Here is a 23,633-nt window from a genome sequence, read left to right as displayed (position 1 = left end):
TTATTCAGCTATTAGACTTTATTTTAACTGTATGAATATTTATTTAAAATATGCATCGCATTTTATCTTTAAAAGAACTTCTAGCACAAAAAATTATTTTATGCTAGCACAAAATAATCTTATTAATTTTTATACCATTAACATACCGCCGTTTACATGTATAGTTTGACCGGTAATATATGATGCCTGATCGCTTGCTAAAAATGCAACTGCGTTTGCCACGTCTTCCGGCATACCGTAAGTGCCTAGCGGAATTTTTTGTACTATAGCTTCTCTTTGTTTTTCATTTAGTTTATCGGTCATATCTGATTTAATAAATCCTGGAGCTACTGTGTTAACCGTAATGCCTCTGGTTGCAACTTCGTAAGAGAGTGATTTGGTCATACCTATTAAACCTGCTTTAGAAGCACAATAATTAGCCTGCCCGGGGTTACCTGAAATTCCTACTATTGAAGAGATGTTAATAATACGTCCATACCTGTTTTGTATCATTTTTTTTATTGCTTCACGATTTAAAATAAAATTTGCTTTTAAATTAATATCAATAACTTTGTCAAAATCTTCATCTTTCATTCTAATTGCTAGCGTATCGCTAGTAATACCGGCATTACATACTAAAATATCTAACTTTGATGCTTTAGATATTAAATTGCTACATTCTTCCTTATCGGCAAGATTACATACTTCTATCGTATAATTATCTTTTACAACCTTTCCAAGGGATTTTAATTTTTCCTCATTACTACCGCTAATAATTACATGGCTTCCGAGTTTGTGCAGTAACCTCGCTATAGCTCCGCCTATGCCTCCTGAAGCTCCCGTAATTAAGGAAGTTTTACCTGTTAAATCAATCATTTTCTTCCTCCGTTTGATCAAGATTTATATTAGTAATTTTTGACGATTTTTCACGTATTATTTTCTCAATTTCGTTGGAAATTTGTGGATGTTCTTTTAAATATTGTTTGACGTTTTCACGCCCTTGACCTATACGTACGTTCTTGTAGGAAAACCAAGAGCCGGATTTCTCAACAATATCAAGCTTAACTCCAAGGTCGATTATCTCGCCTTCTTTTGAAATACCTGAACCGTACATTATATCAAAATCTGCAGTTTTAAATGGAGGAGCTACTTTGTTTTTGACTACTTTTACTTTGGTTTGGCTGCCTATTACTTCTTCTTTGTCTTTAATGGAGCCGATTCTTCTTATATCGATCCTAACAGAAGCATAGAATTTTAAGGCATTACCGCCTGTCGTAGTTTCAGGACTACCGAACATCACACCTATTTTCATTCTGATTTGATTGATGAAAACAGTAATACAATTGGTGCGATTAATTGATGCAGTAAGTTTACGCAAAGCCTGGCTCATTAACCTTGCTTGAGAAGCCATTTGAGCATCACCCATTTCGCCCTCAATCTCTGATTTCGGTACTAAAGCCGCAACACTATCTATTATTATCATATCAATACCGCTGGAGCGAATTAACGTATCGGCAATTTCTAGGGCTTGTTCACCTGTATCGGGCTGTGAAATAATAAGCTCATCAATATTTACGCCTAATTTTTTAGCATAAGCAGGGTCTAATGCATGCTCGGCATCAATAAAAGCACATGTACCACCCTTTTTTTGAGCTTCTGCAATTAAATGCAATGTTAGAGTGGTTTTACCTGAGCTTTCAGGACCAAAAATTTCGATGATTCTACCTTTGGGAACACCGCCGATTCCAAGAGCTATATCTAGCCCAAGTGAGCCGGTCGATACGGCCTCTATATCAACATGCGGACGCTGCCCTAGTTTCATTACCGAACCTTTACCGTAGCTTTTTTCAATTTGTGCGAGTGCTGCGGCAATGGCTCTTTCCTTATCTGTATTTGACATAAATTTCCATATTATAAACTTACCAATTAAAATATAAGCTTGAGAAAGAAAAATCAAATTTTATTTATGTTATTGTGCTTGTAAGATTAAATCTTGACTTCCATAATAGGTGATGCTTAGATGTTAAATTTACTTGTGTTATGGTTAATTGATTTGGACTTGCTTACTATGTTACCAACTGAATTAACCTAGGACTATTAACAAAAGAAATTTTAAAGCTAATTAAATTACTTGTTAACAGTCCCATAGTTCTCGAAAAAGATAGATTTAGTAAAACCCTTATTAAATAACTTATCACATATGGTACCATAATTTCTGCAAACTGAATATATCGCTAAAGATAATTCATCATCTATATCTTATAAATTTAGATGGCATATTTTAATTATTTTAAGCATTTGCTTACTTTTGGTATCGATGGATGCTACAGTCTTGTATGCTGTTATGCCTACTATAATCCTTGATTTAAAACCATCTAATTTATAACAATTATGGATAATCAATGCATATGCATTAATATTATCAGGTCTTCTCATTACCGCAGGTGCATTAGGGGATAGATTTGGTCGTAAAAGATTATTACTTTAGGGGCTTTTAGTTTTTTCCATCGCTTCAATGTGAGTTTATGTATTTGATAGCTCATGGGGATTAGTATTATGTCGTGCTTTACTTGGGTTAGGAGGATCAGTGATGATGCCTTCCACTTTATAATACACATGAACGTATGATCGCAATATCCGTGTGGGGAATAATGGCAACCGTAGGAGCAGCTATAGGACCAGTACTAGGAGGAGTATTGGTTGAGCTTTTAAGTTGGCAATTTGCATTTTTTAATAAAAATGCACCTATTGCATTAGTAATTATTGTTTTTGGTATAGTTTGGATTCCTAAATCATCTAATCCTAGTAATGAACCCATGGGATTGGATAGGAGTATTTCAATCGTTTTTTGGGATGGCAGCTTTAGTTCAAGGCATTAAGATGTTGGCTAAATACGGTATTATGAATCTAGCATCCGGCTGAATGCTATTAATTGGCATTGTGTTACTAATAATATTTACCTTACGTTATGCCAACTTAAAAGTGATGATCCGTTAGTGGATATGCATTTATTCTTAATTAGCAATTTTAGTATAGGAGTAATAGTTTATTTGCTGATTACGTGTGTCTTAGGATCCATAATGTATCTTATGTCCTTATGGTTACAGTTTATCAAAGGGTTAAGTCCTTTGTATGCAGGTCTTTATATGTTGCCTGCAGCAGTTTTTGCTTTAATTGCATCTTTAGTTATGCCATATTTATTCACACGATTTATCGCACGTGTAATAATGTTTAGTAGGCTTATCTTTACTACTATATAATTGATTGTACCTAGTATATTAGACTATAGAGATTTATTATCGAATACTATATTATATATCTTGGATTGCTTGGTATAGGAAGTAGTCTATGCCTCTCTACACCGTAACAGTTATGATGAATGCAGTACCGGCAGAGAGATCTGGAGGTGCAGCAGCATTACAAGAAACAGCATATGAATTAGGTATAGCTGTTATTGTGAGTATTACGTCTTTATATATATAGTAACAATTTAGTAATGCCTCACGGTGTTTCTGTATCAATTGCAGAAATAGCTCATGACTCAATCGGTGAAGGAATAATTATTGCGCAACAACTACCACCTTCATTTGCTCACGAATTAATTAAGGAGGTTAATATTACTTTTATAAATGCATTTAATATAGTAGCTATTATTCTAGGAATAATCATGCTAATATTGGCGGGTGTGATTATGTATGTTCTTCCTCCTTTTAAAGCATCTACCTCTCTACATTAATATGATGAAACTGGTATAGAAACCTTACCGTCTTTTGCTATTTTTGCACTATTTACCATAATGGTTAATAATGATCTTAGTGCTTATTTTTATAGTAGGTAGTTAATAAAATGAGATGATGATATTGTCAAGGTTATAAATCATTACTAAATATTTTTTCTCATTCTGTTAAGCGTTGTTCTATTCTTTCGATATAGCTTTTTGTTATAGGTCTTTCTAGTAAATCTGCTATCTCGGCTCTTAGATTTTTTTATTTTCATTTAAAATAAATTCTATGATGAGTCTTGAGATGGTTTTAGTATTGTGGTCAGACATATTTGTTCCCGATTAATTAAACTTAAACTGCTTAAGTTTCAACCACCGAAGAGAAATAAACTCTTGGTAGTCGGGGGAGTAAGAAAAGCATCAACGATAGCCATAATAACCTTTAGGTTCTAAGCTTAAGCTTTAAACCTTGGACATAACTATTATAACCCCGACCGTGAAGTCGAGGATTACATCAGTTTTGTAAGAAATGTTCTCACTTTTGGCAGAGGTTTCGACACCCCGAAATAGCACTTTGCTACTCTAAGCATCATTTTATATATAACTTTCAAAAAGTCAATTATGGTTTGTTATGGTACTAACAACGTTCTAGGTTTCTATACCTAAGGAGTTATATGGTGATGATACATCGGCTAATAACGGCATTTCGCAATTTTGATAGTCAATCTCTGTGTAACAAGGATTAAATAGCTCAAATATTTCTATAATGCTTTCTTTATATTCTTCAGACTTGGGATTTGCTGTTCGTATAATTGTTATTAAGCGTGCAAAGTTGCTGATAGTCTGAAAACTATCATCACCGCCAAGACTCTTACATATTTCATGCAATATTCCGCTTGAATCATCTAAGTTTATTGCTATAGCGGATGGGGAATTTAATTTTACAATTTCATTATTTAAATTAATTAGTGGTAGTATTGAGAATTCATATTCCTTAATAGATTTTGCTAGTTTTATAATATCATGTAAATTATTTATTTTTATAACTTCATCGAATATAACTGCATTCTGCTTAAAATTTTCATATAGTAGTTCTACAAATGCTAATTCTTTATTCTTCATTACTAAATCTAAATTTTCATTTTTTATATTTCTTCCCTTATACCAATCCCATCCATATTTAATGCAATACCCTAAGATCGTACCTACAGCTAATGTTCCTAATGCTATTCCAGCTATATAAGCACCGCTGCTATATCCACCGTCATTTGTATCATTGTTAGGTCTTTCTGTAGTAGTAGGGTCAGTGTAAGCTTTACCGAGTTGATCTAAAATATTTTTACCTAGTGCTGTAGGAGAGACATTATCTAAAGAGAGACCTAAGTGATTTAGAGTATTTTCAAGAGTATTTATAAACGATTCACGAGGGATTAAAGTTTCTTTATAAGCGTTATAGTTTTGTAAAGCACTCATAGCTTCTTCTTTAGTGCATTCATTTAAACCTAAGAAATCAGCTCCGCTAGTTTCGGTAATATTGCCTTGAGAGAATATATAATCATTCATTACTTTATAAAGTTGACTAAGAATACTAACCGTACCGTTTTGATGAGGTGTTACGGGTTGTTGTAAAAGTATATGAGGATTATTTTCAGCATCGATAAAAACATTATGTATTGGAATATTTAAACCATTGTTGCACTCTTGGTGTAGTATTGAAAAATCATTTGGGGACTCATTGAAAGATTGTTCAATGTTTTTCCAATTACACTGTGTATTATCCACTATATAACCTTTTTTAAAAGCTCCTTCAATAGTACTATATACTGATGAAAATATAGTACTGCTTAATTTATGAATGATGTGGTTTACATTACCCGGTAAACGGCTTACTATTTCATTGCTAAATATAGGCATAACGCATTTAAAATTTATATTTAATATAGATACCATAATGTTACTCCTTTAATTAATGAAACGTGGTTTCTAAAGTATGTTAATGTTTTTGTCAAGATAAAGTTAAAATAAATGAATATATGGAAAGATTTGAGAAAGATGATTGTTATGCTGTAATGTTTCGTTTTTTCGTCATTGCGAGGAGAGACACAGTCTTGACGTGGCAATCATTTTGTACTAGACTTCTTGCATAACCTATCTTATAAAAAGGAATTTACAGGAAACGGATGTGAGTACCGGATTGAAGTACAAATTATCTTTAGAAGGAGGTTATGCAAGAAATCTACTGTTTCATGAGGTTGCCACGCTCCTTACAGTCGCTCGCAATGATGATTTGGTGTCCATGCAATAATACCTTGCGGGGATGACATAGAACGAGCTATACAATATTACTTGCCTATGCAGAAATTTTTAAAGATCTCGCCTAGTATTTCTTCTACGTTGATAACACCCGTAATGGCACCGATGCAGCGTGCCGTCATTCTAATATCTTCAGTTGCTAGAACTAAATCATTATCTAAGCTAAAAGCCGTTAAATGTGAGAGAGCTTGTTGTAAATAGTTACGATGACGCTGATTTGTTATATAAGGAGTTTCGGTAAATCCTGCCATATTTTCGGCAATATTTTCAATATTTTTTAATATACTTGAAAGAGCAATATTATTTTTTACTGAAACTCTTAAGCATTTATATTTATTTTCAATAGAAAAGATTTTACTAGCTTCGATTAAATCGATTTTATTAATTATTGTGATAGTATTTTCATCAATTAAATTAATAATATCTTCATTTATAGAGGAGTCTAATTTTTCGGCATCAAACATTATAATTTTAATATCTGCTGTTTTAGCTGAATTTATAGCTCGTTTTATACCTTCCTGCTCGATAATGTCACTACTTTCTTCTCTTATACCTGCTGTATCCTGTAAAATAATAGGATAGCCGCCAATGTCTAAATGTCCCTCAATTATATCTCTAGTAGTTCCTGCAATATTTGAGACAATCGCTATATCTCTCTGCATTAAGAAGTTTAGTAAGCTAGACTTACCAACGTTTGGCGGACCGATAATTGCAAGCTTAAGACCACTTCGTAGTAATTCTCCTTTTCTGTTATCATTAAGATATTCCGATATTGTATTTACAAGAATTGTATGAGTATTAGTAACTTCATTAAGGACGGTATCAGGTATATCTTCATCCGGGAAATCTATATAAGCTTCAAGCAGAGAGAGAATTTTTAAAAGCTGACTACGCCAATTATTATATAATGCTTCAAGTTTGCCGCTTGCTTGTCTAATTGCTTGCTTATGCTGCATTATAGTTTCGGCATTAATTAAATCGGCTATCCCCTCTGCTGCTGTTAAATCAAGTTTGTTATTTAAAAAAGCTCTTTTGGTAAACTCTCCTGCTTCTGCCAAACGAATACCAGCTATATTTAATAATGCATTTGTCAGCATTATAGATATAGCTTTACTGCCATGCGTGTGAATTTCGACTACGTCTTCCCCGGTAAAGCTACCAGGTGACTTAAAATAAACAACCATAACATTATCGATTAGCTCCTTAGTTTCAGGGACTGTAATTTGTTGATAATACATTAATCTCGATTTAAAGTCCTTTCTACCGGTAAGTAGCTGTAAAACTTCTAAACTTTTAGGACCAGAAATCCTAAAAACTGCTACGCCTGCTTTACCGAATGCAGAGCTTTGTGCAAATATCGTTTCCACTTATTTTCTATGCCTCTTGCTTAAGTTATTTTATATAATATAATAACAACAGAAATAATCATATTATTATTTAAGAAAATCATGACCCCAAAAACAACCTCTTTAAACTTTAGCCGTTTAAATTGTCAAATCCCGAATTATAAAACTAAAATTCTAGAACTTAGCAAGGAACGTGAGTCAAGTTCCATATATATAGATTTTGTTCAAAAGTTTTTAAATTATATTCCGATAGATTATGATTTTGAGAATAGAGCAAAATTATTCCAAAATTTTGCAGATGAAGCCTTTAAGTTTTTTAAGCAAAGGATAGCAAGAGCAAGAAAAATAGCAATAACAAAGGCAGTTATCGAAAATGATCCGGCAATAAATGTCTTGATATTACTTGATAATAAGCCGCATATTGTTGATTTTATCATATGTCTGCTTAAAAACATGAATTTACAAACTAAGTTTTTACTCCATCCGGTAATAAACTGTGTCCGAAATAGTAAAGGAGAATTAGAAAAAATATTAGAAAATTCTGTGTCGGATGAAAAATCAGAATCAATACTACATTTAACCATTTTAGGAAATTTTGACGATAAAACTACTACATTTTTAACCGAGGCTATAAATGAAAGATTAGAAAAGTTAGAGCAAAGCTATAGCCATTTACCGCAATTACGCACAAAATTACAAGATTTATCTAAAAATATAATTGATAATTATAAATTAAATTTTAAAGAGGCTAAAGAATTCTTAAATTGGTTACAAAACGATAATTTGGTTTTATTAGGGACTCTTGATTTTGAAGTAAAATCTTTAAAATTAAGCAATGAAATAGGAGCAGCAAAAATATGGCAAGAAGTAAAAGACGAGATTGATGATATTATAAAATGTTCTGCTAATCCTTTATATCAAAATCAATTAATAATACTCGGTAAAATAAATAGTGCGTCGCTTATCCATTCAGATAATTTAATCGACTATATCTTAGTGAAAAATTTTGACTCTTCGGGTGAATATATTTCGGGAAGTATAATTTTCGGTATATATAATTCAAATATGTATTACCATTCAATAAGTAATATTCCAATCCTACGACAAAAATTTAATTTTGTAATTGAGAAAGCCGGTTTTGCATTATCTGGTTATAATGCCGATAAGTTAAGAATTTTAATGGAGTCGTTACCGAGAGAAGCTTTAATACAAATTGATCAAGGCGATTTATATTGTATGTGTTTACATATGCTCTCAAGTATGATGAGTAAGAAGCTTAAATTATTTATTCAATATGATTGGTCTAGTTCTTTTCTTAATATCATAATTTTTCTGCCACGAGAACGTTTAACGGCTGAAATCCATAATATGATAGATTGTTATTTAGCAGAAAAATTTGGTAGTAAAATTTTATCCAACTATATCACCGAAGTAGCCGGTAATTTTTCTTATCTTTTTGTAACGCTTGAAGCACAAGGGGAACATAAAATAAATTTTGAAGCAGAAATAATACAGCAAGATTTAGATCGTATCTCTACATGTTGGAGTGAAGATTTTTATTTTAAGTTTTCTAAAAAATTCGGCGAGTATCAAGCAGGTATTAATTTAAAGCTTTTTGATAATGTTTTTTCGGCAGATTATCGGCAAAAATTTTCTCCGGAAATAGCTTTAGTAGATATTGAATATCTAACGGAAGCAAGTAAGTCACAAAAATGTATGTTTAATCTAGTGTCTGTAAATGAAACGGAATTTTACTTAAAAATATATAGTCCAAAAGTAAAACTTGCACTTTCTAACATATTGCCGCCAATAGAAAATTTAGGTTTTAAAGCAATTGATGAACAAACTTTTGCAATTAAGGAGGCTCTCGAAATCAAAGAAAGCTGGATATATAATTTTATCTTAACTTCTATTGTACCTGTAAAGGATAATATTACCGAATTAAAAATAAATGTTGAAGAAGCTTTAGACAAAATGGCACTTGGGATGCTTGCTAATGATTCTTTAAGTAAATTAATAGTGCTTGCCGGTTTTAATTGGAAGCAAGTTAAACTCGTCAAAGCTTTAACAAGATATTTACATCAAACGGGATTTAGTTACGGTAAAGGCTATGTACAGTTAACGTTACTTAAACATCCCGAATATACAAAAATGTTGGTAAATCTATTTGATATAAAATTTAATCCTAAACATTCGGATAATAATTGTGACGTAATTAAAGATAAACTAAATAATTACTTAGTAACCGTTGAGATGAGTAGTGAAGATAAAGTACTACGTAATATGCTTGGTATAGTTAATGCTATTACTAGAACAAATTACTATCAACCACATAAACATATTTTTTCATTTAAGTTTGATTCTTCAAAAGTACCGGATTTACCTAAACCTGTTCCGTTTGCCGAAGCATTTGTTTATTCTAGAAATTTTGAAGCTGTGCATTTAAGAGGCGGGCCCGTATCACGCGGAGGGCTTAGATGGTCGGATAGAGCAGAAGATTATAGGCTTGAGGTCCTTGGGCTTATGAAAGCACAAATGACTAAGAATTCTGTTATTGTCCCTGTCGGTTCTAAAGGCGGATTTTATGTTCATTTTACTGAGGAAGGGCTTACTCGTGATGAATATATGGAAAAAGTGGTAGAATGCTATAAGAATTTCCTTAGAGGTTTATTAGACATAACTGATAATATCATTGACGGTAAAGTAGTACATCCAAAAGACGTTATTATTTATGATAAAGAAGATCCTTATTTAGTGGTTGCTGCCGATAAAGGTACAGCCTCATTTTCGGATTATGCTAATAGTGTGGCAAGAGAATATAATTACTGGCTTGATGATGCTTTTGCTTCCGGTGGTTCTGCAGGTTACGATCATAAAAAAATGGCTATTACTTCCAAAGGAGCTTGGATTTCCGTAACTAACCACTTTAAAACTTTAGGGTTAGATGTCCAAAAAGACCCTATTACCGTCGTAGGTATAGGAGATATGTCGGGAGATGTGTTCGGTAACGGTATGCTCAGATCAGAGACTATTAAGTTAGTTGCTGCCTTTAATCATAAACATATATTTATTGATCCTACTCCTGATCCTTTATCAAGTTTTAATGAGCGTTTGCGTTTATTTAATTTAAAGGGGTCTAATTGGTCTGATTATGATTCTAAGCTTATTTCTAAAGGAGGCAAAGTATTTGAACGCAGTAGTAAATTAATAAAATTATCGCCGGAAATTAAAAAATTACTTGATATAAATGATAATGAATTATCACCGGAAGAATTAATTAAAGCTATTTTAAAAGCAGATGTTGATTTATTGTGGAATGGTGGAATAGGCACTTATATCAAAGCTAAAACGGAAAATAATTTAGAAATCGGTGATAAAGCAAATGATAACCTTAGATGTAACGGTGAAGAAATTAGAGCAAAAGTTATAGCAGAAGGCGGTAATGTTGGGGTATCACAGAGAGGTAGAGTTGAATATGCTAAAAAAGGCGGGCGCATAAATGCTGACTTTATTGATAATTCAGCAGGTGTTGATTGCTCCGATCATGAGGTAAATATCAAGATTGCTTTAAGTAGTGCGATAACCTCAGGAAAAATTACTTTAGAAGAACGTAATAAACTTCTAAACGATATGACAAAGCAAGTTGAGGAGTTAGTATTACTTGATAATTATAAGCAAACCGAAGCAATAACAATTATGCAACTATCTCCTACTTTAACTGTTAATATACTTAGTCAATTTATAGATATTTTAGAAGAAGAAAAAGTATTAGAGCGGGAAAATGAATTCTTGCCTAGTGCAGAAGAATTGAATAGCAGAGCTATTAGCGGTGAAGTATTAACTCGTCCTGAGCTTTGCATATTGCTATCATATAGTAAGAGATCTGCTTATCATGAGTTAATTAATTCTACTTTTTCCCATGATAAATATTTTGATGCATATCTTATAGATTATTTTCCTGAAATGATGCAAAAAAAGTTTCGTAATGAAATTTTATCTCATCCACTTAAACATGAGATTATTAAAACTGTTACTATAAATAAAATAATGAATCAGCTTGGAGGACCGCTTATTAGTATTGTAAAGCGTGAGATTGGGGCTCCTCTTTGTGATATAATAAGGTCATATACCATTATTTGTGAAATTTTTGATCTTGATGATATATGGGAAACGATAAGTAAGCTACCTACTAATATTGATTACAATGTAAAAATCGACATGTTTACCGAAATAACGAAATTAATGCGTCGAGGTATTTCGTGGTTTATTAAAAATTTAAAACATCCTATTAATATTAGTGAAACTATAGAAGAGTTTAGAGTTCCTGCACAAAACTTAAGAAAAACGGTAGATACTTTATTAGTCGGAGAAACTAAAATAAGATTTGAAGAAAAATTAAATTATTATACCACTAGCGGGGTAGAGGAATCATTGGCTGCTACTATCGCTACATTTGACAATTTAATTTCAGTATTTGACATTATATATGTAACACAACAGACTTCAGGGAATAATAAAGAGATAGCAAAAGCTTATTTTGTTATAAGTGATATGTTTAGTCTTGATTGGTTACGTAAAGCTTGTGATAAGCAATTGAACGATTCATTTTGGCGTCGCTTAGGTATTCAATCGCTAAAAGATGATTTATATGACAAACAACGTAGATTATTAATAAAAATAATTAATAAATCTAAAACAACTATTGATTTAGATTTATGGATTGATAATTATAATAATAACTTAGTTAGAAATTTGCTTGATTTTATTAAAGAAATTAAAGCTCAAGAAACTATAGACTTAAATATAATTATTTTAGCAAACAAGAAATTTGAAATATTCTTACAAAAACTTGAGTAAATTATGTCGTCAATGCTTAAGCAAATTAGGTTAGATTCAGGTAAAACTTTAAATCAGGTATCTAGTGATTTAAAAATTAGAAAAAAATATTTAGTAGCTTTAGAAGAGGGTGATTTTGATGTTTTACCGGGAGAAGTATACGTAAGAGGTTACTTAAAATTATACTTGGATTATCTTAATGTAAAAGATAGAAATGCAGAGCAGATAGAAGCTACTAAACAGGATGAAACCGAAAAATTATTAAATAATAAAAGAGCTACGGTGATAAATTATAAACGTAAAAAACAATTAGTACTTATATCTATTATAATGTTATCAATTATTATTGTAAGTCATCCATTCATAATTAACGCTTAAACGAAAATGGATAATGAAATATTAGACTGCTTACAGAATGAAGCTAATAAAGAGGCATTTGAAGGAGACACGGAACGCGGCACCGCAGCGTACATAGACGGACGTGAGGATGCGAGTACGGGATCGACGTACAAATTACCTTTAGAAGCAAGTTATGTAAGCAGTCTAAAGAAATTAATGGAAGAAGTAGAACATAAACTCGATGATTTGTTGAGTATGCTTGTAAATAATCAAAATGAAGTTCAAAAATTACAAAACGAAAATAAAGCATTAAAAGATAATTATATAATAATGCTAGATCAAATTAACATTTATATTAATGAACTTGAAGAAATAAAAAAACAGCAAAAATAATTATGTCAATTGTTACGGTAACATTAAATAACAAGAGTTTTCAATTATATTGTAATAATGGAGATGAGGAAGAATTACTATCTTTAGCGAATAAATTGAATGATAAAATAGCGGAAATTAAACTTGGTAGTCCCACAGCCTCTTTTGAGCTATTATTAGTTATGGCATTACTTAATGCACAAGCTGAAATAGCTAGTCTCACAGAAAAACTTAATAAAAATGGTCTTCAAAACAATCATCCCGACGAAGAAAAATTCGCAGAAACCTTAACTACTATAGCAGGTTACCTAGAAAACCTTGCACGTAAAATGGGAAAGTGATATATTAGCTCTTAGCTGCTTGGTTCGTGAGCTTAATATTAACCTAGGACTACCACTAACTTTTAGGACATCGTCCCTGTCTAATACTAATTCAGTTTAGATATATGAAGTCCACCTTTACATAAAGGTCTTTGAAGGATTTTAAGTAACGGCCAAAGCGGTCATGTATACTCGTTTAATTTGAAAAATTGGCTACGTTGTCTTTTGCTGATAATCCTCACGTACTAGTATGTACACTGCGGTTATCAGCTTCAAGACGCCTTGCTCTTTTCCAAATTAAACTTCGTCGTCTACCTACTTTTCGTTTACTCACAGTATACCTTTAAAATGAAACAAACAAAATCACGCAATAAAGTTCTCGGTGCTTTTTTAGGCACTATTATTGAATATTACGACTATAGTTTATATGGTTTTTCAGCGGCAATTATCGCTGATAAATTCTTTTCAGTCAGTACTGATCTATTAACAAAGCTTGTAAATGTTTTTGCCGTTTATGCAGCAGCATATTTATCAAAGCCTATGGGTGCTTATATTTTTGGACGTATAGGGGATATATACGGTCGAAAAAAAGCCTTAAGTTTTACGATTATCGGTATTGTAATCCCTACCTTAATAATAGGTTTATTGCCTGATTATTCCTCGATAGGAGTTTGGAGTACAATAATTTTAATTTTATGTCGCTTCATGCAAGGTATTTTTATTGGAGGGGAATATGACGGTGCAGCGATTTATGTTATTGAACATTTAGGAGCAAAATACCGATTTACTGCCTCGGCAATCACTAGATGTACAGGAGTAATGGGTTTATTATGCGGAATCGGTGCAACTAATTTCTTTAATTCTCATATTTTTCCGGAGTGGAGTTGGCGTATTCCGTTTTTACTAAGTTTACCATTTGCATTAATAACTCTTTATTATCGCCGGAAATTTGATGAAACACCGGAGTTTAAAAAAGCACACTATAGCCAAGATTCTATTGAAAAACTTAGCTCTATAATTAAAAAGCAATGGAAAAATATTGCACGGTTAATATTTTTAGCCGGAGGTTTTGGAGCAACATATCAAATTGCGATCATCTTTATGAAGCAATATTTACCGATCGTATTACCTTCAGTCGGTATTATTATGAGTGCTTTTTCGGTCTTAATAGTAATATGTTTTGCTGTTTGCATGCCGATTGCCGGTTTTATTGCCGATCGCTTAGGAGCTAATTCAGTATTAAAAATCGCATTTATATGTACTATTACAGCAAGTGTATTTTTTGTGATAGCAGTAAAATATCAAATGACTAATTTAGGGCTTGCAGCTAGTTTAATGTTAGCTGCATCAGTTGCACCTTTTAATTCTCTTGCTCATAGTATAGTTATTAAGTCTTTTGTAGTTAAAGAACGCTATCGTGTTATAAGTTTAGGACATAATATCGGCTCAATGTTAATGTCCGGTACTGCTAATTATATTTGTGCAAAGGTAATAAAATCATTTGATTTTAACCTATTCCCGATTTTATATCTTTGCATGTTTGCCGTACTTGCTTATTCTATGACCATATTATTTAACCGTAATAGGTAAAAAATAAATCTTGACGATAACTTTAAATGTTATGAATAAAATTTTTCATAAATCTATAATTGTTATTATCTTATGTATACAAGGAAATATTAGTTTTACCGATGCAAACGGAAGTATATACGTTAGATATTGGTCATTGCAAAGAACGTAAATATAACTATGAAGATCATTTGGAAGAATTGTTGAAGCAAGAAATTTCTTTAGCAATGCAGAAGAATGGTTTAAGAGTTAAGCTATTGTACAACAAAGATATTAGAACACAAAAGCTTGATGATTTAGTATCTCGTTTCCGTAGCTCCTATAATAATACTTATACTGCTTTATATACGCCTTTATTATGGCCTGAAGGAAAAGCTTTCTCAATGACTCAAAATATAGGTGAACCTGTTATAATGTTAGGAGAAAAAACAGGAGCTGATATATTTGTATTGCTTCATTATGTGCAAATGATAAAGACTAATGGAGCTCGTACATGTGACTTTTTAATGAGTGCTTTGGGTTGTTCAGTAAGGAATGTAGATAATATATTTATGTCTATAGGAATAGTAGAAGCAAAAAGTGTTAGAATATTATGGACTAATGCAACGCCCCAAGCACAACCATTTAGTAGCTCTATTTTCTCTTCTCGTGATAAATCAGAAATTGGCAATTTTTATTCAGTAATAAATATGCTTTTATCTCCATTATAAACTGAATTTTGTGTTGTTCAGGGGTGGTTGGTGTGGCTTATTATTCCTCTCTGTCATTCCGTGATTTATTCATGGGATCCAGTAAAACATATAGTATGGGTAGACAAAACACATCTAATTTAAGTGCATAAACTATAAATCATTTTTATCAAATAGGAAAAGTTCATCTATTTCAGGGGTAATCAACTTATTTTCATCAATATTATGTTTTTTCATAGTTTGTCGGAGTTCCAAAGGAACGGCATTAAATGCTTCATCAGCTAATTATAGAAAATATTTAGCGCCTAAGTCCAAATGAGTAAATACGGCTTCTTCAGGATGCATATGCACCGGTTTCATAAACCATATGTTTTTTCCCGATCTCTTTAAAAAGATTATCGTTATAACCCGAATCACCTATAAAACAAATATTTCCTATCTTAGTTTTAATGATCAAAGTTCCCTATAATGCTTTATTTTTATCAAATATTCCTCTAGCCGACAATGCTGTGTCGGTTCTAAATAAAATTCTACATCGCCTTTAATTTCATCTGCTTAGAAACTTTTTGAATTTAGCTGTATTTCTTGTTCTTTATATGACTCTCCCCACCCTAAGGTAACAATTTCTGCATCGGTAATATGTTTTGTGATTATTACGTCATGCATTAGCGGTGTAATAATCTTAGGCTTATCTTGTACCCATAAATCTTTAATTGTTCTGATGTCTAAATGGTCATAGTGATTATGGCTTATTAATATAACATCTATTTTAGGTAAATCGGTAAAATTAATACCGGGTTTTACCACTCTCGTTGGTACTGTAAAAGTAAAAGGACTAACCTGCTCCTACCATACCGGATCGGTTAAGATATTTAAACCGTCTATTTGAATTCAAAAGGTTACATGTCCTACGTAGGCTACTCGTACAGCGTCATCTCGATCGCTTGATACTAATGAATTTTGTGGAACTCGTCTGTAGTCACGTACTAATGTACACTGTGCAGATTCGTCCTTAAATTCATCTTGTCTGAAGCGATCGAGATTTAACTGTGTATTTTTACTGCTAGTTATTTTTTGTGGTGGGATATCAGTGGAAGTAAACGGCAGTGTTGTCGGCCATTTTGGTCGTTTTGAAGTTATTTTCCATTTTAGAATATAAAGTAAGGTTTTAAGTTTTATATTAGGCTCAATATTGAACAACATATTTTTATTTAGATAGACCTTCCTTTCGGTTTATGAGAGCTTTTAACTTGTTCAGCAAAAGATTTTGTCTTTTTATTTGTTGGTTTATGAATAACCTCTCTAGCTTTTTCTCCTATCAACATGGCTTCTTGCAGTATATCTTTTGGTAGTTTAGCTATAGATGCCGATATTTCCGGAGTTTGTTTTATTTCTACCGTTATCTTTTTTTCTTTATTTATATCTCTGCCTATTACTTCATCTAGTGGAACATTTTTATAATCTGCAAGAGCAACAATTGCTCCCATATCAGGCATTTTTGTACGACCATCTAGAAAATTTTTCCACGCTGTTTCATGAGTACCTGTTTTTTCACTTAACTTATACGGGGTTATATTGTCTGTTTCTAATATATTCAGTACAAATTTTTTAAAATTATTTCTAATTTCTTCTGGATCATCTTTATTTGTTTCTGATATATCGTTAATCCGATTAAATAGTTCTTTTGACCTTATATCTTCGCTCATTATTTTTTCCTGTAAAATTTACTCCTAAAAATTGAGAGTTCAAATAACTTCATAGATAGTCTCTTGGACTTATTTATTAATATATAACTAATAAATAGTAAATAGAAGATAATTATAATGAAAATAATAAATTTAAGCTATTGAATTAAGTATTTAGGTCTTATATATGAAATTTAAATTAATCTATTTTAACTTTTTTTGTCACAAATTATAAAATTTTTTGTAGTATGAGCCATGTCTGTTCCACTTCTTTTTCTATAAATTAAATTTCAGATGCAGAATCTAAGATATTTTAAAAAGATTATATAAATTAAAAATTGTTTTTTCTGCATCTTGATCATTTATGAATAAGGTAATTTTAACTGCTGATAATTGTATCATGTGAACATTTATATTATCGTTCGTTAACTTTGATAATATCGTTTCAAGTAATTTACAATCATTTTTAATCCCATAACCAATAAGAGAGATTGTAGCAATTTCGGTATCAAAAGTGAAATCTTGTATCTGCTTATCATCTTTTAAATTAGTCAGTAAAGCTTGTAAATTATTTTTATCGGTTAAATTTGTAATAAAACTATATTCTTCATTATTTTTTATTTCTTGCATAAACTCAATATGATTATTATTTTGTGTAATCATATTTGCAACTTGCAAAAAACTTAAAGACATGCTCTTTACAGATATTTTTAATAAATTTTTATTAGAAGTAATGCTGTTAATAATCCCATTCTCCATATTTTTATCCTTTGAAGTGATTAACGTACCTTCTGTATCCTGTGAAAATGTTGACAGAACACGCATATCTATTTTATACCGCATTACTAACTCTCCGGCTCTAGGGTGTAGTACTTTTGCTCCACTTGATGCTAGTTCTAACATTTCTAAAAAATCTATTTCTTTTATCTTCTTGGCATTTGGAATAATTCTTGGATCAGCAGTAAATATTCCCTCTACATCGGTATAAATATCACATCTATCGGCTTTCATAGCTGCAGCGATTAAGGCGGCAGTAGTATCAGAGCCTCCTCTGCCCAAAGTAGTTAACCTATGGGATTTGTTAATTCCTTGAAAACCGGCTATTATAGGGATGGTATTTAACTGTAAATATTTTTCTAGTAAATCTGTAGTAATTGATTCTACTAAAGCTTTACTATGATTATTATCGGTGAGCATCGGTAATTGCCAAGCTAGAAATGATCGCGCCTTTATGTCTTCTTCTTGAAGAGCGAGCGCTAGTAATGAAGCAGTGACTATTTCACCGCTAGAAAGTGCTACATCATATTCTGCAAATTGAGAAATGTTATTAAGGCTTGATACTTCATTACACAATGTGACAAGTTGATTAGTAACACCTGCCATAGCCGAAACTACTACAATTACTTGGTTATTTTTAGCTATTTCGGTTTTTATGATAGGAACGATTTTTTTTATTCTATCAATATTTGCAACGGAAGTGCCACCGAACTTTTGAATTATTAAGGCCATAAGTAAAGAAAGCCTAATATACTATTATGTTATATAATTAATTTCCGCCTGTCGTCATCTAGCGCACTTACAGACATTATTGTGTGGAACGGTTTTCAATTGTCATCTCGCGATTGATCACGGGATCCAGCTTAAAATACTAATAATATTAGTACTTTAAATTATTTTTATGGACCCTTTAGTCAAGCCACGGGGTGACCAAGTGGATTTTACCAATCAACGTAACAATGCCATAAAAAGCATTTTTCGTTCCACGTAACACTAGTAGATCAAACCGCAATACTTAAGTACTTGCAATTTCTTTAACATTCACGATTTTATGATTTCGCTTAGTTAAAAATTCTACTCTACCTTCTATCAAAGCAAATATTGTATGATCTTTGCCAAGCCCTACATTCATTCCAGGATGAATTTTTGTGCCGCGTTGTCTAACTATAATATTACCGGGTATTACATATTGTCCATCGGCTTTTTTAACTCCTAGCCTTCGACCGGCCGAGTCTCTTCCGTTTCTAGAACTACCACCGGCTTTTTTGGTTGCCATTTTATAATTCCTTTTAAGTTATTATTATTGTTTGGTAATATCTAATATTTTTAATTCCGTCAATTCTTGACGATGACCGGCTTTACGACGATAATTTTTTCTACGCTTTTTCTTAAAGACTATAATTTTATTATCTTTAAGTTGGTTAGTAATTTCAGCCGTAACGACAGCCCCTTTAACTATTGGAGTCCCAATAAAAGAAGGCTTTGAGTATTCGCCAATCATTAAAATTTGATCAAACTGAATTTTAGAGCCAAGTTCTCCATCAATTTTTTCGACTTTAATAATACTATTTCTGTCTACTTTATATTGTTTTCCACCTGCTTTTATAACTGCGAACATGAAAACTATCTCTTTAAAAATTTATAAATATTTATCGTATCATATTATTATATTAGAAATTAGTCAATGATCTTTTTTTATAGCAAATCTATTGTCGAATATCTATTAACACAAATATAATTGCGTATTGAGTTACCGCAGCAAATATTGCGGCTAGCAAATCATCAAGCATAACGCCGATACTGCCCTTAATATTTTGGTCCAACCAATTAATAGGCCAGGGCTTTACTATATCAAAAAATCGGAATAGACAAAAAGGTAATACGAAAAGTAATATAATATTTATTGTGAGCGGACTAAAATATTTAATTAAATACGATTCATTAGCAAATAAAGCAGAAAAAAATACTAAAACAATAGTTAGCATTTGCCCTACTACTTCATCAATGACCACTTCTTTAGGGTCTTCTGAATTTGTATAATTTAAATATATTTTAGTAAAATAAGTGCCGAGTATTAAGAGTATCAAACATAGGCTAAAGCTTATAATAAATATACTGACAAGTTGAGCTTCACCGAGAGTAAGACTTAAGAAAGGAATGATTATTTTGTTATTAACAATAAAATATATTAAGAAATAAGTTAGAGGGAAAGCAGCAATCGATCCAAAAGTGCCTGGGCAGTATTTTATTTTCCCGATATAAAAAAAAGTAGCAACAAATTCTGAAAATTGTTTTTTAGTAAACATTTCTTTAATTATTTTATCCTAGATTAGAGCTATAATATCTTATATAATTAAATTTTAACTTATACAGCAAAAAAAATATCATGGGAATGAGCTTTAGCCATTTATTAATAGTTTTATTAATTATTTTTGTATTATTCGGTGCCGGCAAATTACCGCAAGTCATGTCCGATCTTGCTAAGGGTCTTAAAGCGTTTAAAGACGGCATGAAAGACGACGGTAGTGATAATGATAAAAATAAATAATTAATCTTTAGTGTCCCTTTGTCATCCTGTGGCTTGACCCGCCTTGTTGCATGGCTTGAAAAACCTACTCAATGTTCATTCCCGCTTCCGCGGGAATGACATCCTGAACATTCGTACAACACATGGTCAGGTCACTGAGTGACCAAGATACAACAACGCCCTAATTTTCTGAAACAGTAGAATATATCCCATTCTTTTTCCTAATAATATCATATCGTCTCTGAGCTACTCCATCGATAAAATAAATATTACCGGATAAACCTATATAAGGTTGTCTACTGTTCATTCTATTTAAAAACCTTTCAGATGCAAATTCATTGCCTATATAGTTTGCAGTCATACGTCCTAAATCATAAGAAAGAAGATGCATGAAGCCTATATGGTTAATACCTAAGTCTTTTGCCCTATCCGGAACGTTGCTATTGAGTAAATTTAAAGAGCCGGTAAAGCTAATATCGATATTTTCAGGGTAATCGATATCAATACGATGATCACCGATTAAAATAGCCTTTTTATCTAAATTATATTTACGAATACTATCAGCGAGTAGGTTTAAATTTTTTGGATCGTCTGATAGATAAATAACCGGTTTTGTCGTGTCGCTACGTTCATTTATAATATCGGTATTGTCTGAAATATTTCTTGCAGCTTTTGCTATAGATTCAGGATTATCCTCATAAAATTCAGTGCTTGATAATGATGCATTGTTCTGAATCAATATATTTTGCATTACTTGACTAATAGTTTGCGAATGCTTCCCTTTAGGTAATAATGCCATAAAATCTTTATGGTTGTTACTTGCGTAATAATTAATGATACGTATCAGTTGTTTTAAAGGTGCATGACCGAATACAAATAATTTATCTTCTGCAAGAGCCGGATTATTTGACATAGTTATTATAATAATATCATTTGCCTTTGCTTTTTCGGCTATTAGAGAGGTAAAGTTAGAATATAGAGGACCTAAAATAATTTTAGTTTTACGTGCTACTATTTTATCCATAGCGGCTAAAACGTTTTTTTCGTCTGAACCATCGTAAGAAGTAACATGTATGTAAGATTTGATTCCGTCGTTAAGTCCCATTTTAATTAAATCTTTATATTGTTTCCCGACAATACTATCAGGACCCTGATTTGGCATTAAAATTGCAATCTCAATTTCTGTTTGTTCTTTTTTAGGAAAACTTATAGGTTCTTCTTTAGGAGTTTGACAGGACGTTAAATATATCAAGCAAAAAAATGATAGAACGATTCGTAGTTTATGTTTTATACTAGCCATAATGTTACTTAAAATTAAAAAACTATGATTAGATATCTTTCCAAACCGGGATTATATATTGTTTCAACACCGATCGGTAATTTTGAAGATATAACGCTTCGTGCTATATCGACTTTAAAAAATTCGGATGTTATCTTATGCGAGGATACTAGAATATCACAAAAATTGCTAGCAAAACATGATATTCATACAAAATTACAAATTTATAATGATCATAGTGACGAGAAAGATAGAGAAAATATCATAAGTTTAATAAAATCGGGCAATATAATAAGCTTAATTTCTGATGCAGGGACTCCTTTAATTTCCGATCCCGGCTATAAGTTAGTGAGAGGTATACGCAATCTTAATTGTCATATAGACGTAGTACCGGGAGTATCTGCACCGGTTACTGCTCTAACTTTATCGGCTCTTCCTACTGATCGATTTTTATTTCACGGGTTTTTACCTAAAACTATAGAAAGTAAGAAAAAGATTTTTTCTGAACTAGTAAATCTTAAGGCTACTTTGATTTTTTTTGAAACGGCTCCTCGTTTGATAAATACTTTATCGGTAGCTAAGGAAATACTAGGAAACCGAGAAATATGTGTAGCTCGTGAGTTAACTAAACTGTATCAAGAAATAAAAACAGGGGATATAGATGAAATAATAGAGTTCTATCAAAATAATATTTTAAAAGGTGAGATAGTATTGTTGATTTCAGGAAATATACAGGAACAAAACCAACATAAAAATTTAGAAAAATTTATAGAACTTTGCTTAAGTAAAAACTTAAGTAGCAAAACTACTACCGAACTTGTTTATGACAAATTCAAAGATGTTTATAGTAAAAAAGAGATATATAGATTGGTGAATAAGCACAAGATTTAATATAAATTTATAGTAGAATATTTACCTCAGAATATGCTAAAATAAAGAGAAGATCACATTCAGTAACATAATAATATGTTAAAAGTTAATCCGAGAGTAGATTTAGCATTTAAAAAAATCTTCGGAGTAGAAGAGAAATAAAGATTTATTGATATCGCTTATTAATTCGATAGTAAGTGAGAAAGATCAGATTGTAGAAGTAACATTACTTAATCCGTATAATCCAAAGAATTTTAAAGCCGATAAACTATCTATACTTGATATAAAAGCTAAAAGTAAAAGCAGTAAAAGGTATAAATCGCAATCCAAGTAACCGATGAAGTGGATTACGATAAAGGAGCTTTGTATTACTGGGCGAAACTGTATACGGAGCAACTGAAAGAGGGATCAGATTATGTGGCATTAAATAAAACAATAGGGATACACATACTTAACTTTACCAGTATTACAGATACAGATGAATATCATAATTCCTTTCAGTTAAAGGAAATAAAAAGTGGTTTAGTATATTTTAAAGATATAGAGTTACATACTATAGAGATTAATAAATTTGCTAAGCATCCTAAGGAGGAGTTATCTGATGTCGTCAAGAAAGTTAAAAATGCTTTAGATATATGGCTAGCATTTTTAACACGTAATGATTTATTAAATAAAGATAATTTACCGAAAGAATTGGATAATGATGTATTGAAAAAAGCATTAACCGTGCTTGAGGTAATAAATTTAAATGATGCAGAAAGAGAGGAATATGAAAATCGTTTAGAATTGCTTAGAATTGAAACTAGTGCTTTTAAAAAGATGAAAGATGAAGGAAGAGCTGAAGGCGAAGCTAGAAGAAATATTGAAATAGCAAAAGAAATGCTAATTGATAAAGAGCCTCTAGAAACAATAATTAAATATACTAAACTTTCAAAAGAAGAAATAGAAAAGCTAAAAGCAGAAATCGATAAGGCAGAAAAATAAAAAGTCGTCTGCGATATATACTCCGAG

General features: G+C 31.6%; 25 protein-coding genes and 1 other RNA gene. 14 read left to right on the top strand and 12 right to left on the bottom strand.

The genetic code is table 11. The features are described from left to right. Nucleotides 1–129 precede the first annotated feature (129 nt). A complete protein-coding gene (gene fabG, locus BTU51_RS06645; RefSeq protein WP_012151300.1) occupies nt 130–855 on the bottom strand; it encodes a 3-oxoacyl-ACP reductase FabG in 726 nt (241 codons plus the stop codon). After that, nucleotides 848–1,879, bottom strand: a complete 1,032-nt coding sequence (gene recA, locus BTU51_RS06640) for a recombinase RecA (protein ID WP_014362415.1) — start codon at nt 1,877–1,879, stop codon at nt 848–850. The genes fabG and recA overlap by 8 nt, the downstream gene beginning before the upstream one ends. Nucleotides 1,880–2,630: 751 nt before the next feature. Between recA and BTU51_RS09525 the strand changes: the two genes are divergently transcribed. The 3 genes from BTU51_RS09525 to BTU51_RS06625 all read left to right on the top strand — a co-directional run bounded on the left by BTU51_RS09525 (nt 2,631) and on the right by BTU51_RS06625 (nt 3,715). Beyond that, nucleotides 2,631–2,858, top strand: a complete 228-nt coding sequence (locus tag BTU51_RS09525; protein ID WP_012151298.1) for a hypothetical protein — start codon at nt 2,631–2,633, stop codon at nt 2,856–2,858. 469 nt (nt 2,859–3,327) lie between these two features. Next, a complete protein-coding gene (locus BTU51_RS09810; protein ID WP_012151297.1) occupies nt 3,328–3,462 on the top strand; it encodes a hypothetical protein in 135 nt (44 codons plus the stop codon). Between the two features lie 13 nt (nt 3,463–3,475). Further along, entirely contained in the window at nt 3,476–3,715 is a 240-nt protein-coding gene (locus BTU51_RS06625; protein WP_012151296.1) for a hypothetical protein, read from the top strand. A gap of 633 nt (nt 3,716–4,348) precedes the next feature. Here the strand turns inward: BTU51_RS06625 and BTU51_RS06620 are convergent. Beyond that, nucleotides 4,349–5,650 carry a DUF5460 family protein gene (locus BTU51_RS06620; RefSeq protein WP_012262587.1) on the bottom strand — a complete coding sequence of 434 codons (1,302 nt, stop codon included), beginning with the start codon at nt 5,648–5,650 and terminating at the stop codon, nt 4,349–4,351. Nucleotides 5,651–6,042: 392 nt separating this feature from the next. Continuing rightward, nucleotides 6,043–7,380: a tRNA uridine-5-carboxymethylaminomethyl(34) synthesis GTPase MnmE gene (gene mnmE / locus BTU51_RS06615; RefSeq protein ID WP_012151294.1), complete on the bottom strand. Its 1,338-nt coding sequence runs from the start codon at nt 7,378–7,380 to the stop codon at nt 6,043–6,045. An 81-nt stretch (nt 7,381–7,461) separates the two neighbouring features. Between mnmE and BTU51_RS06610 the strand changes: the two genes are divergently transcribed. The 7 genes from BTU51_RS06610 to BTU51_RS06580 all read left to right on the top strand — a co-directional run bounded on the left by BTU51_RS06610 (nt 7,462) and on the right by BTU51_RS06580 (nt 15,505). Beyond that, nucleotides 7,462–12,216 carry an NAD-glutamate dehydrogenase gene (locus BTU51_RS06610; protein WP_012262586.1) on the top strand — a complete coding sequence of 1,585 codons (4,755 nt, stop codon included), beginning with the start codon at nt 7,462–7,464 and terminating at the stop codon, nt 12,214–12,216. A 3-nt stretch (nt 12,217–12,219) separates the two neighbouring features. Beyond that, nucleotides 12,220–12,573, top strand: a complete 354-nt coding sequence (locus tag BTU51_RS06605; protein WP_012151292.1) for a helix-turn-helix domain-containing protein — start codon at nt 12,220–12,222, stop codon at nt 12,571–12,573. A gap of 6 nt (nt 12,574–12,579) precedes the next feature. Further along, entirely contained in the window at nt 12,580–12,927 is a 348-nt protein-coding gene (locus BTU51_RS06600; RefSeq protein ID WP_012151291.1) for a palindromic element RPE1 domain-containing protein, read from the top strand. Between the two features lie 2 nt (nt 12,928–12,929). After that, on the top strand, nt 12,930–13,247 hold the full coding sequence (locus BTU51_RS06595; RefSeq protein ID WP_012151290.1) for a cell division protein ZapA: 318 nt from the start codon (nt 12,930–12,932) through the stop codon (nt 13,245–13,247). 9 nt (nt 13,248–13,256) lie between these two features. Next, a non-coding RNA gene (gene ssrS / locus BTU51_RS06590) (6S RNA) lies at nt 13,257–13,415 on the top strand. A gap of 159 nt (nt 13,416–13,574) precedes the next feature. Beyond that, entirely contained in the window at nt 13,575–14,816 is a 1,242-nt protein-coding gene (locus tag BTU51_RS06585) for an MFS transporter (RefSeq protein WP_014362414.1), read from the top strand. Nucleotides 14,817–14,917: 101 nt separating this feature from the next. Beyond that, nucleotides 14,918–15,505, top strand: a complete 588-nt coding sequence (locus BTU51_RS06580; RefSeq protein ID WP_012151287.1) for a hypothetical protein — start codon at nt 14,918–14,920, stop codon at nt 15,503–15,505. 534 nt (nt 15,506–16,039) lie between these two features. Here BTU51_RS06580 and BTU51_RS06575 read toward each other — a convergent pair. The 7 genes from BTU51_RS06575 to BTU51_RS06540 all read right to left on the bottom strand — a co-directional run bounded on the left by BTU51_RS06575 (nt 16,040) and on the right by BTU51_RS06540 (nt 20,252). Continuing rightward, nucleotides 16,040–16,291, bottom strand: a complete 252-nt coding sequence (locus BTU51_RS06575; protein WP_012151284.1) for an MBL fold metallo-hydrolase — start codon at nt 16,289–16,291, stop codon at nt 16,040–16,042. Between the two features lie 84 nt (nt 16,292–16,375). Beyond that, nucleotides 16,376–16,687, bottom strand: a complete 312-nt coding sequence (locus BTU51_RS06570; protein WP_012151283.1) for a palindromic element RPE3 domain-containing protein — start codon at nt 16,685–16,687, stop codon at nt 16,376–16,378. An 8-nt stretch (nt 16,688–16,695) separates the two neighbouring features. Continuing rightward, nucleotides 16,696–17,190, bottom strand: coding sequence for a helix-turn-helix domain-containing protein (locus BTU51_RS06565; protein WP_012151282.1), 495 nt, complete (start codon nt 17,188–17,190; stop codon nt 16,696–16,698). 282 nt (nt 17,191–17,472) lie between these two features. Next, a complete protein-coding gene (locus tag BTU51_RS06560) occupies nt 17,473–18,678 on the bottom strand; it encodes an aspartate kinase (RefSeq protein WP_012151281.1) in 1,206 nt (401 codons plus the stop codon). A gap of 283 nt (nt 18,679–18,961) precedes the next feature. After that, nucleotides 18,962–19,222, bottom strand: a complete 261-nt coding sequence (rpmA, locus tag BTU51_RS06550) for a 50S ribosomal protein L27 (RefSeq protein WP_012151280.1) — start codon at nt 19,220–19,222, stop codon at nt 18,962–18,964. Nucleotides 19,223–19,246: 24 nt separating this feature from the next. Beyond that, the gene (gene rplU, locus BTU51_RS06545; protein WP_004997480.1) at nt 19,247–19,564 is read right to left on the bottom strand and encodes a 50S ribosomal protein L21; all 318 of its coding nucleotides are present in this window, start codon (nt 19,562–19,564) and stop codon (nt 19,247–19,249) included. Nucleotides 19,565–19,652: 88 nt separating this feature from the next. After that, entirely contained in the window at nt 19,653–20,252 is a 600-nt protein-coding gene (locus BTU51_RS06540) for a phosphatidylglycerophosphatase A family protein (protein ID WP_012151279.1), read from the bottom strand. Between the two features lie 80 nt (nt 20,253–20,332). Here BTU51_RS06540 and tatA point away from each other — a divergent pair, with 80 nt between their 5' ends. Further along, on the top strand, nt 20,333–20,494 hold the full coding sequence (tatA, locus tag BTU51_RS06535) for a twin-arginine translocase TatA (protein WP_004997483.1): 162 nt from the start codon (nt 20,333–20,335) through the stop codon (nt 20,492–20,494). A gap of 160 nt (nt 20,495–20,654) precedes the next feature. Here tatA and BTU51_RS06530 read toward each other — a convergent pair whose 3' ends face one another. Further along, nucleotides 20,655–21,773, bottom strand: coding sequence for a penicillin-binding protein activator (locus tag BTU51_RS06530; protein WP_012151278.1), 1,119 nt, complete (start codon nt 21,771–21,773; stop codon nt 20,655–20,657). Nucleotides 21,774–21,797: 24 nt separating this feature from the next. On the opposite strand from BTU51_RS06530, the gene rsmI reads away from it, so the two are divergent. From rsmI to BTU51_RS06515, 3 genes are all read left to right on the top strand, one after another. After that, nucleotides 21,798–22,643 (top strand): 16S rRNA (cytidine(1402)-2'-O)-methyltransferase, encoded by an 846-nt coding sequence (rsmI, locus tag BTU51_RS06525; RefSeq protein ID WP_012151277.1) that lies wholly within the window; start codon nt 21,798–21,800, stop codon nt 22,641–22,643. Between the two features lie 148 nt (nt 22,644–22,791). Beyond that, the gene (locus BTU51_RS09740; protein ID WP_012151275.1) at nt 22,792–22,956 is read left to right on the top strand and encodes a PD-(D/E)XK nuclease family transposase; all 165 of its coding nucleotides are present in this window, start codon (nt 22,792–22,794) and stop codon (nt 22,954–22,956) included. An 8-nt stretch (nt 22,957–22,964) separates the two neighbouring features. Beyond that, nucleotides 22,965–23,606 (top strand): Rpn family recombination-promoting nuclease/putative transposase, encoded by a 642-nt coding sequence (locus tag BTU51_RS06515; RefSeq protein ID WP_012262582.1) that lies wholly within the window; start codon nt 22,965–22,967, stop codon nt 23,604–23,606. Nucleotides 23,607–23,633: the final 27 nt, after the last annotated feature.

It is taken from the genome of Rickettsia rickettsii (genome assembly GCF_001951015.1).
GTDB classification, from domain to species: Bacteria; Pseudomonadota; Alphaproteobacteria; order Rickettsiales; family Rickettsiaceae; genus Rickettsia; species Rickettsia rickettsii.
Note: the sequence above shows the minus strand (reverse complement) of the source record. Positions and strands in the feature narration are given on the sequence as shown.

Coding starts and splice junctions, on each gene's coding strand:
- BTU51_RS06530 (WP_012151278.1), bottom strand. CDS start 21,773: ATGGCTAGTATAAAACATAAACTACGAATCGTTCTATCATTTTTTTGC.
- BTU51_RS06625 (WP_012151296.1), top strand. CDS start 3,476: ATGCCTCACGGTGTTTCTGTATCAATTGCAGAAATAGCTCATGACTCA.
- BTU51_RS09810 (WP_012151297.1), top strand. CDS start 3,328: ATGCCTCTCTACACCGTAACAGTTATGATGAATGCAGTACCGGCAGAG.
- BTU51_RS06560 (WP_012151281.1), bottom strand. CDS start 18,678: ATGGCCTTAATAATTCAAAAGTTCGGTGGCACTTCCGTTGCAAATATT.
- rsmI (WP_012151277.1), top strand. CDS start 21,798: ATGATTAGATATCTTTCCAAACCGGGATTATATATTGTTTCAACACCG.
- rpmA (WP_012151280.1), bottom strand. CDS start 19,222: ATGGCAACCAAAAAAGCCGGTGGTAGTTCTAGAAACGGAAGAGACTCG.
- BTU51_RS06600 (WP_012151291.1), top strand. CDS start 12,580: ATGGATAATGAAATATTAGACTGCTTACAGAATGAAGCTAATAAAGAG.
- BTU51_RS06585 (WP_014362414.1), top strand. CDS start 13,575: ATGAAACAAACAAAATCACGCAATAAAGTTCTCGGTGCTTTTTTAGGC.
- BTU51_RS06570 (WP_012151283.1), bottom strand. CDS start 16,687: ATGTTGTTCAATATTGAGCCTAATATAAAACTTAAAACCTTACTTTAT.
- BTU51_RS06540 (WP_012151279.1), bottom strand. CDS start 20,252: ATGTTTACTAAAAAACAATTTTCAGAATTTGTTGCTACTTTTTTTTAT.
- tatA (WP_004997483.1), top strand. CDS start 20,333: ATGGGAATGAGCTTTAGCCATTTATTAATAGTTTTATTAATTATTTTT.
- BTU51_RS09525 (WP_012151298.1), top strand. CDS start 2,631: ATGGCAACCGTAGGAGCAGCTATAGGACCAGTACTAGGAGGAGTATTG.
- BTU51_RS06605 (WP_012151292.1), top strand. CDS start 12,220: ATGTCGTCAATGCTTAAGCAAATTAGGTTAGATTCAGGTAAAACTTTA.
- fabG (WP_012151300.1), bottom strand. CDS start 855: ATGATTGATTTAACAGGTAAAACTTCCTTAATTACGGGAGCTTCAGGA.
- recA (WP_014362415.1), bottom strand. CDS start 1,879: ATGTCAAATACAGATAAGGAAAGAGCCATTGCCGCAGCACTCGCACAA.
- rplU (WP_004997480.1), bottom strand. CDS start 19,564: ATGTTCGCAGTTATAAAAGCAGGTGGAAAACAATATAAAGTAGACAGA.
- BTU51_RS06565 (WP_012151282.1), bottom strand. CDS start 17,190: ATGAGCGAAGATATAAGGTCAAAAGAACTATTTAATCGGATTAACGAT.
- BTU51_RS06610 (WP_012262586.1), top strand. CDS start 7,462: ATGACCCCAAAAACAACCTCTTTAAACTTTAGCCGTTTAAATTGTCAA.
- BTU51_RS06620 (WP_012262587.1), bottom strand. CDS start 5,650: ATGGTATCTATATTAAATATAAATTTTAAATGCGTTATGCCTATATTT.
- BTU51_RS06595 (WP_012151290.1), top strand. CDS start 12,930: ATGTCAATTGTTACGGTAACATTAAATAACAAGAGTTTTCAATTATAT.
- BTU51_RS06580 (WP_012151287.1), top strand. CDS start 14,918: ATGCAAACGGAAGTATATACGTTAGATATTGGTCATTGCAAAGAACGT.